This is a genomic window from Mangrovactinospora gilvigrisea (genome assembly GCF_001879105.1).
Classification (GTDB): Bacteria; Actinomycetota; Actinomycetes; order Streptomycetales; family Streptomycetaceae; genus Mangrovactinospora; species Mangrovactinospora gilvigrisea.
This window is the reverse complement of sequence record NZ_MLCF01000038.1, coordinates 25,947-33,090: the sequence shown is the minus strand read 5'-3', so window position 1 is coordinate 33,090 and position 7,144 is coordinate 25,947. Positions and strand designations below refer to the sequence as shown.

Genomic DNA, 7,144 nt, shown 5'->3' with positions numbered 1-7,144 from the left:
CGACAAGGAGACGCCCGAACCCGCCGCCGAGGAGGGATCCGACCCCGAGGAGGCGCCCCCACCCCCGGAGGACAACGCCGAGGCCCCCGAAACCGCCACCGAACCGGGCGGCGGCGAAACGGACACCGACGCACCGCCGCCCGCCAGCGACACGGCAGACGCCCCACCGCCCCCGGAGGAAGAGGGCGGCGAGGCCGTCAACGAGGAGACGCCCGAGCCCACCGCCGCCCCCGAGGACGACGGCGCCCCGGACACCGAGGCCTCCGAGGAGCCGACGCCCGAACCCGTCAACGAGGACGGCGACGACGCCGCCGAGGCACCCCCGCCCCCGGAGGAGGAGAGCGTCCCCGAGCCCGTCAACGAGGACGGGGCCGAGGACGCCCCGGCCGCTGCCGAGACCGCCGACCCGGATGAGGACCCCGGCGCGAACGGGCCCGCCGAGGATCCCGAGAAGCTGCACGCCTTCGGCAACAAGGAGGCCCCTCGTCCGGTCCGGCTGGATCGCGACCTCGGCGTGGACTCGCCCGACGCGGTGGTCGGACCGTACGAACCCACCGCGCCGACCGACAAGGCGCGCGGCGCCTCCACCTACATCGATCCGGAGCGGGCGCCGGTCACCGGGCAGTACCACGTCCTGCCGCCCGGCTACGAGATGCCCGAGGGCCTCGGCGTCCACGCCGACGGCGAGGACGTCGGCGGGCCGGAGCCCTGGGGCCACCGGACGATCTACCCCACCCGGGCGATGACCGCCGGGGAGTTCTCCGACAAGGTGGCCTCCCTGCCCTGGGAGCATGCAGGCAACAAGCGAAAGCCGAAGAAGTGAAGCGAGGAGGCGCAGGAACCGCCATGGAAGAGAGCGATCAGGACACCTCGTGGCCCCCACTGGTGGACGCCTCCGCCGCGGCCGAGGCGCTGGAGCGGGCGCTCGTCCCGCTGCGCCTGGCTCGGGAGGAGACCGTCGCGCGGCTGCGCACCGCGCTCGCCGACCTGGACCGCCGGCGCGAGGCCCTGGCGATCCTGGGCCAGCTGAGCACCGGGTTCACCGAGCGGCTGCTCGCCGAGCTGCTCGCCGCGGGCCTCGCCGACCGCGACACCGTCCGGGTCCGCAACCTGCTGGGCCGCCTCCCCCACGGGGACGCGCGACGCCTGGTGCCGGACGGTGTCCGTCGCCTCCTTGCCGCCGAGCCGGACGGCGACGCCTACCGGCGGATGGCCGAACTCCTCGACCACCTGGGCCTCGACGACGCGCTGCGGACGCTGTGCCGCGAGGCCCGCGACAGCATCGACCCGGAGGTGCGGGAGGTCGCCGAGGACTTCGCAGACTGATCCGCGGCGGCCTCAGGCCGCTTCTGACGACTCTCCGCGACCTAGTCCTCCGCCAGCTCCAGCCAGCGCATCTCCAGCTCGTCCTTCTCCACCGTCAACTCCCGCAGCGCCGCGTCCAGCTCCGCGACCTTCGCGAAGTCGGTCGCGTGCGCGGCCATGTCGTCATGGAGCTTGGCCTCGCGCGTCGACAGCTTGTCCAGCTGGCGCTCGATGCGGGACAGCTCCTTGCCGGCGGCGCGCCTGTCCGCCGCCGAGCGGGTCTTCGCGGGCTTCTCCGCCGTCGCCGCGGGCGCGGACGCCGGCGCCGCCGCGGCGAGCTGCTCGCGGCGCCGCAGGTACTCGTCGATGCCGCCGGGCAGCATCCGCAGCCGGCCGTCGCCCAGCACCGCCAGCACCTTGTCCGTGGTCCGCTCCACGAAGTACCGGTCGTGGCTCACCACCACCAGCGAACCCGGCCACCCGTCGAGCAGATCCTCCAGCGCCGTCAGCGTCTCGATGTCGAGGTCGTTCGTCGGCTCGTCCATCAGCAGCACGTTCGGCTCGCCCATCAGCAGCCGCAGCAGCTGCAGCCGCCGCCGCTCACCGCCCGACAGGTCGCCCACCGGGGTCCACTGCTTCTCCTTGGTGAACCCGAACTTCTCGCACAGCTGCGACGCCGTCAGCTCGCGCCCCTTGCCGAGGTCGACGCGCTGCTTGACCCGCTCCACCGCCTCCAGCACCCGCCACGTCGGGTCCAGTTCGGCGACCTCCTGCGACAGATACGCCAGGCGGACCGTTTTGCCGACCACCACCGTGCCCGCCGCCGGCTGCTTCTCGTCGTCCGCCGCCTCCTGCAGCGTCCGCAGCAGCGAGGTCTTGCCGGCCCCGTTGACGCCCACCAGGCCGAACCGGTCGCCCGGCCCCAGCTGCCACGTCAGGTGCGCGAACAGCGTCTTCGGACCGGCCTGGACAGTGACGTCCTCCAGGTCGAAGACCGTCTTGCCGAGCCGGGAGTTGGCGAACTTCAGCAGCTCGACGGTGTCCCGCGCCGGCGGCTCCCCCTCGATCAGCGCGTTCGCCGCCTCGATCCGGAACCGCGGCTTGGACGTCCGCGCCGGAGCGCCGCGCCGCAGCCACGCCAGCTCCTTGCGCATCAGGTTCTGCCGCTTGGCCTCCTCCGACTGCGCGATCCGCTCCCGCTCCGCACGCGCGAAGACGTAGTCGGAGTAGCCGCCCTCGTACTCGTGGACGGCCCCGGCCTGCACGTCCCACATCCGGGTGCAGACCGCGTCGAGGAACCACCGGTCGTGGGTGACCACGACGAGCGCGGCCCGCCGGGCGGCCAGGTGGCGGGCGAGCCAGGCGATGCCCTCCACGTCCAGATGGTTGGTGGGCTCGTCGAGAACCAGCAGGTCGTGGTCCTCGATCAGCAGCTTGGCGAGCGCGATCCGGCGGCGCTCGCCGCCGGAGAGCGGGGCGATGACGGTCTCCAGACCGTCGGGGAACCCCGGCATCTCCAGGCCGCCGAAGAGCCCGGTGAGCACATCGCGGATCTTCGCGTTGCCGGCCCACTCGTGATCGGCGAGGTCGCCCATCACCTCCTGCCGGACGGTCGCCGCCGGGTCGAGCGCGTCGCCCTGCGCCAGCAGCCCGAGCCGCAGCGACCCGGCGTGCGTGACGCGGCCGCCGTCCGGCTCCTCGGCGCGGGACAGCAGCCGGACGAGGGTCGTCTTGCCGTCGCCGTTGCGGCCCACCACCCCGATCCGCTCGCCCTCGGACACACCGAGCGACACGCGGTCGAGCAGGGCGCGAGTGCCGTAACTCTTGCTGACCGCCTCGAGGTTGACGAGGTTCACGGCCATAGTGGGGATGCTCCTGTGCTGTCGACGCTTCGGGACGGATGAAGGGGGCGGGGCCCAGGACGATCTGCGGCTCCGCCGCGTGGGCGCGAGTGGGGAGAGCACACCGTAACCCGGTGCGCACCCTGCACACCGCGGCGCGTCCTCGGCTACTCCACGACCTCGACGGAGGCGCCGGGCACCGGCCCCCGCGTGGCGATCGCGTCGCGGCACATCCCCGACTCCCGCAGCGCCTTGGCGACCTGCACCGCCTCCTCCTCGCCCGCGGCGAGGAACGCGCAGGTGGGGCCCGAGCCGGAGACCAGGCCCGCCAGGGCCCCGGCCGCCGTGCCGGCGTCCAGCGTGGCGCGCAGCTCCGGTCGGAGCGACAGCGCCGCCTCCTGGAGGTCGTTGAGGCCGAAGGCGAGCATCCGGCCGAGGCCGACCGTGTCGCCCCCGCGGATCGCGGCGAGCAGCTCCGGCGCCGGGTCGGGCATCGGCACGTCCGCCGACAGGTGCCCGCCGCCGGACGCCATCCGCAGCCGGTCGCACTCGTGGAAGACGGCGGGCGTGGAGAGGCCGCCCTCGGCGAGCGCGAAGACCCAGTGGTACTCGCGCTCGCCGCCGTCGTCCGGCTTTATGGGGGTGAGGAGTTCGCCGCGGCCGCGGCCCAGCGCGATGCCGCCGTAGAGGGCGAACGGCACGTCGCTGCCCATCCGGGCGGCCAGCTCCAGCAGCGCCGAGCGGCTCGCCTTCGTCTCCCACAGCGCGTCGATGGCCAGCAGCGCGGCGGCGCCGTCGGCGCTGCCGCCGGCCATCCCGCCGGCCACCGGGATGTTCTTCTCGATGTGGATGTGCACGTACGGGTCGCGGTGGTAGCGCTCCCCGAGCAGCCACGCGGCCTGGGCGGCGAGGTTGCTGGCGTCGGCCGGGACCTCGTGGGCGTCCCGCCCGGAGACGGTGACCAGGAGCTCCTCGGCGGGCTCGACGGTGACGGTGTCGTGCAGGTCGACGGCCATGAAGACGTTGGCGAGGTCGTGGAACTGGTCGTCCCGCAGCCCGCCGACGGCGAGCTGCACATTGACCTTGGCCGGGGTGCGGGCGGTCACACGGCGGGGGCGCTTGGGATTGTGCGGGTGACTCACGCCGGATCTCCTTCGGCGACGGGCTGGGGGGCAGGCGATGCGGCGGCGGCCCGGGGGCGGTTCTCGGCGATCGCCGCGAACTGCCGGACCGTCAGCGACTCGCCGCGGGCCTGGGGGGACACTCCCGCGGCGGTCAGGGCGCGCTCGGCCTCGGCCGCCGAGCCGGCCCAGCCGGCGAGCGCGCCGCGCAGCACCTTTCGGCGCTGGGCGAAGGCGGCGTCGACGGCGGCGAAGACCTCCTCGCGGCTGGCCGTGGTGGCGAGCGGCTCGTCGCGGCGGACCAGTTCGACGAGCCCGGAGTCGACGTTGGGGGCGGGCCAGAAGACGTTCCGCCCGATCGCGCCGGCCCGCTTCACCTCGGCGTACCAGGCGGCCTTCACCGACGGCACCCCGTACACCTTGGAGCCGGGCCCGGCGGCGAGCCGGTCGGCGACCTCGGCCTGCACCATCACCAGGGAGCGCCGGACCGACGGGAACGCGGCGAGCATGTGCAGCAGCACGGGGACGGCCACGTTGTAGGGCAGGTTGGCGACCAGCGCGGTGGGGGCCGGGCCGGGGAGCTCGGTCACCTCCATGGCGTCGGCGTGCACCAGGGCGAAGCGGTCGGCGCGCTCCGGGAGGCGCTCGGCGACGGTGCCGGGGAGCGCCTCGGCGAGCACGGGGTCGATCTCGACCGCGGTGACGCGGTCGGCGGTCTGCAGCAGCGCGAGGGTGAGCGAGCCGAGCCCGGGGCCGATCTCGACCACGGTGTCGTCCGGGCCGATACCGGCCGTGCGCACGATGCGACGCACCGTGTTCGGGTCGATGACGAAGTTCTGGCCGAGCTGCTTGGTGGGACGGATGCCGAGACGGGCGGCGAGGCCGCGGATCTCGGCCGGTCCGAGCAGGGCGTCGTCGCCCCGCGGGGACTCTTCGTTGCTGGTGCTCACACCTTCCAATCTACTGGGGTCCGCGGCGCACCCCGAGGCCAGTCGTGTCCGCGGGGAAAAATCTCCGGGAACCTCGGGAAATCTTCGTGCGGGTGTCGAACCCGGGTCGCGTTGTTCGTCGCATCCACGAGAGCGGCCCGATGGGGGCCGCCGGACGAAGAAGGATCACGTCATGCGCTACCTGAGCATCATCCGCCTCGACCCGTCCAAGGCCCCCGCGGGCGGCCCGAGCCCCGAGCTGATGGAGCGGATGGGCGCCCTGATGAAGGAGATGACCGAGGCCGGCGTCATGCTCGACACCGCCGGGCTGAAGCAGGAGGGCGTCCGGATCGTCGGCGACCACGGCAGGATCACCGTCCTGGACGGCCCCTACACCGAGGCCAAGGAGGTCATCGGCGGCTACTGCCTGGTGAACACCCGCACCCAGGAGGAGGCCGTGGAGTGGGCCCGCCGGTTCGTCGAGATCCACGGCGAGGAGTGGGAGCTGATGTGCGAGGTCCGTCCGCTGGACGAGGCGCCGGAGCAGTAGCCGGCGCGGGGCCCGGCACGGCTCGCCGGCGTTGTCCGCGTCGGCTGCTTTGCTGGGGGTCATGGACGGTACGGACCCGCGGCGGGCGGTCGAGGCGGTGTGGCGGATCGAGTCGGCCCGGCTGATCGCCGGGCTGGCCCGCCGCGTCGGCGACCTCGGCCTCGCCGAGGAGCTCGCGCAGGACGCGCTGGTCGCGGCGCTGGAGACGTGGCCCCGCACGGGGGTGCCCGAGCGGCCCGGCGCCTGGCTGATGACGACCGCCGGGCGCCGGGCGATCGACCGGTTCCGGCGCGAGGAGCGGTTCCGCGCCAAGTGCGCGGAGCTGGCCCGGGAGTTCGAGTCGGGCCTGCGGGGGGACGACGGGACGGCGGCGTTCGCGCGGGCGGAGGAGCGCGCGGACGGCGCCGATCCGTATCAGGACGACCTGCTGCGGCTGATCTTCGTCTCCTGCCATCCGGTGCTGCCGCGGGCGGGCCGGGTGGCGCTGACGCTGCGGCTGCTGGGCGGCCTGTCCACGGCGGAGATCGCCCGGGCCTTCCTGGTGCCGGAGGCGACGGTGGCGCAGCGGATCGTCCGGGCGAAGCGGACGCTGGCGCGGCGCGGGGTGCCGTTCGCGGTGCCGCGCGAGGAGGGGGAGCTTCGGGAGCGGCTGGGCTCGGTGCTGGAGGTCGTCTACCTGGTCTTCAACGAGGGCTATGCGGCGACGGCCGGGGACGACTGGGTGCGGCCGGCGCTCTGCGAGGACGCGGTGCGGCTGGGGCGGGTGCTGGCCGGGCTGCTGCCGGCGGAGGGCGAGGTGCTGGGGCTGCTGGCGCTGATGGAGCTGCAGGCGGCGCGGGTCCCCGCGCGGGTGGCGGCGTCCGGGGTGGCGGTGCGGCTGGACATACAGGACCGCTCGCTGTGGGATCCGCTGCTGCTGCGGCGCGGGCTGGAGGGGGTGGAGCGGGCGGTCGCGGCGGGCGGCGGGCCGGGGGCGGCGCTGGGGGCGTACACGCTGCAGGCGGCGATCGCGGCGTGCCATGTCTCCGGCGAGACGGACTGGGACGCGGTGGCCGGCCTCTACGCGCGGCTGGCGGCGGTGGCGCCGTCGCCGGTGGTGGAGCTGAACCGGGCGGTGGCGGTGGGGAGGTCGCGCGGGGCGGCGGAGGGGCTGGAGCTGGTGGAGAAGCTGGTGGCGGGCGGCGAGTTGGAGGAGTACCACCTGCTGTGGTCGGTGCGCGGCGACCTGCGGCAGCGGCTCGGCCTGCCCGCGGCGGACGACTTCTCCCGGGCGTTGACGCTGGCCACGAACGAGGCGGAGCGGCGTCTGCTTGCCGGTCGTCTCCATGCCGCCCGTACTCACCGTCCGCCGCCCTGAAACCCCGGCACCCCACCCGCCAAGTTCGGGTGGGATGCCGG

The 7,144-nt window shown here is 74.5% G+C and carries 6 protein-coding genes and 1 pseudogene; 4 read left to right on the top strand and 3 right to left on the bottom strand.

What is annotated here, in order from left to right:
- Positions 1-823: pseudogene (locus BIV57_RS25025) on the top strand (hypothetical protein); the annotation flags it as partial.
- Between the two features lie 23 nt (positions 824-846).
- Positions 847-1,326 (top strand): hypothetical protein, encoded by a 480-nt coding sequence (locus BIV57_RS08495; RefSeq protein WP_071656067.1) that lies wholly within the window; start codon positions 847-849, stop codon positions 1,324-1,326.
- A gap of 41 nt (positions 1,327-1,367) precedes the next feature.
- Here BIV57_RS08495 and BIV57_RS08490 read toward each other — a convergent pair whose 3' ends face one another.
- The 3 genes from BIV57_RS08490 to rsmA form a co-directional block, all read right to left on the bottom strand.
- On the bottom strand, positions 1,368-3,167 hold the full coding sequence (locus BIV57_RS08490) for an ABC-F family ATP-binding cassette domain-containing protein (RefSeq protein WP_071656066.1): 1,800 nt from the start codon (positions 3,165-3,167) through the stop codon (positions 1,368-1,370).
- Positions 3,168-3,313: 146 nt separating this feature from the next.
- A complete protein-coding gene (locus tag BIV57_RS08485; RefSeq protein WP_071656065.1) occupies positions 3,314-4,288 on the bottom strand; it encodes a 4-(cytidine 5'-diphospho)-2-C-methyl-D-erythritol kinase in 975 nt (324 codons plus the stop codon).
- A complete protein-coding gene (gene rsmA, locus BIV57_RS08480; RefSeq protein ID WP_071656064.1) occupies positions 4,285-5,217 on the bottom strand; it encodes a 16S rRNA (adenine(1518)-N(6)/adenine(1519)-N(6))-dimethyltransferase RsmA in 933 nt (310 codons plus the stop codon). Before rsmA ends, BIV57_RS08485 begins: the two co-directional genes overlap by 4 nt.
- Positions 5,218-5,389: 172 nt before the next feature.
- Here rsmA and BIV57_RS08475 point away from each other — a divergent pair, with 172 nt between their 5' ends.
- Positions 5,390-5,746, top strand: a complete 357-nt coding sequence (locus tag BIV57_RS08475) for a YciI family protein (RefSeq protein WP_071656063.1) — start codon at positions 5,390-5,392, stop codon at positions 5,744-5,746.
- A 61-nt stretch (positions 5,747-5,807) separates the two neighbouring features.
- Complete coding sequence (locus BIV57_RS08470; protein ID WP_071656062.1) at positions 5,808-7,103, top strand: RNA polymerase sigma factor; 1,296 nt, start codon at positions 5,808-5,810, stop codon at positions 7,101-7,103.
- The last annotated feature ends 41 nt before the right edge of the window (positions 7,104-7,144 follow it).

Coding starts and splice junctions, on each gene's coding strand:
- BIV57_RS08470 (WP_071656062.1), top strand. CDS start 5,808: ATGGACGGTACGGACCCGCGGCGGGCGGTCGAGGCGGTGTGGCGGATC.
- BIV57_RS08475 (WP_071656063.1), top strand. CDS start 5,390: ATGCGCTACCTGAGCATCATCCGCCTCGACCCGTCCAAGGCCCCCGCG.
- BIV57_RS08495 (WP_071656067.1), top strand. CDS start 847: ATGGAAGAGAGCGATCAGGACACCTCGTGGCCCCCACTGGTGGACGCC.
- BIV57_RS08490 (WP_071656066.1), bottom strand. CDS start 3,167: ATGGCCGTGAACCTCGTCAACCTCGAGGCGGTCAGCAAGAGTTACGGC.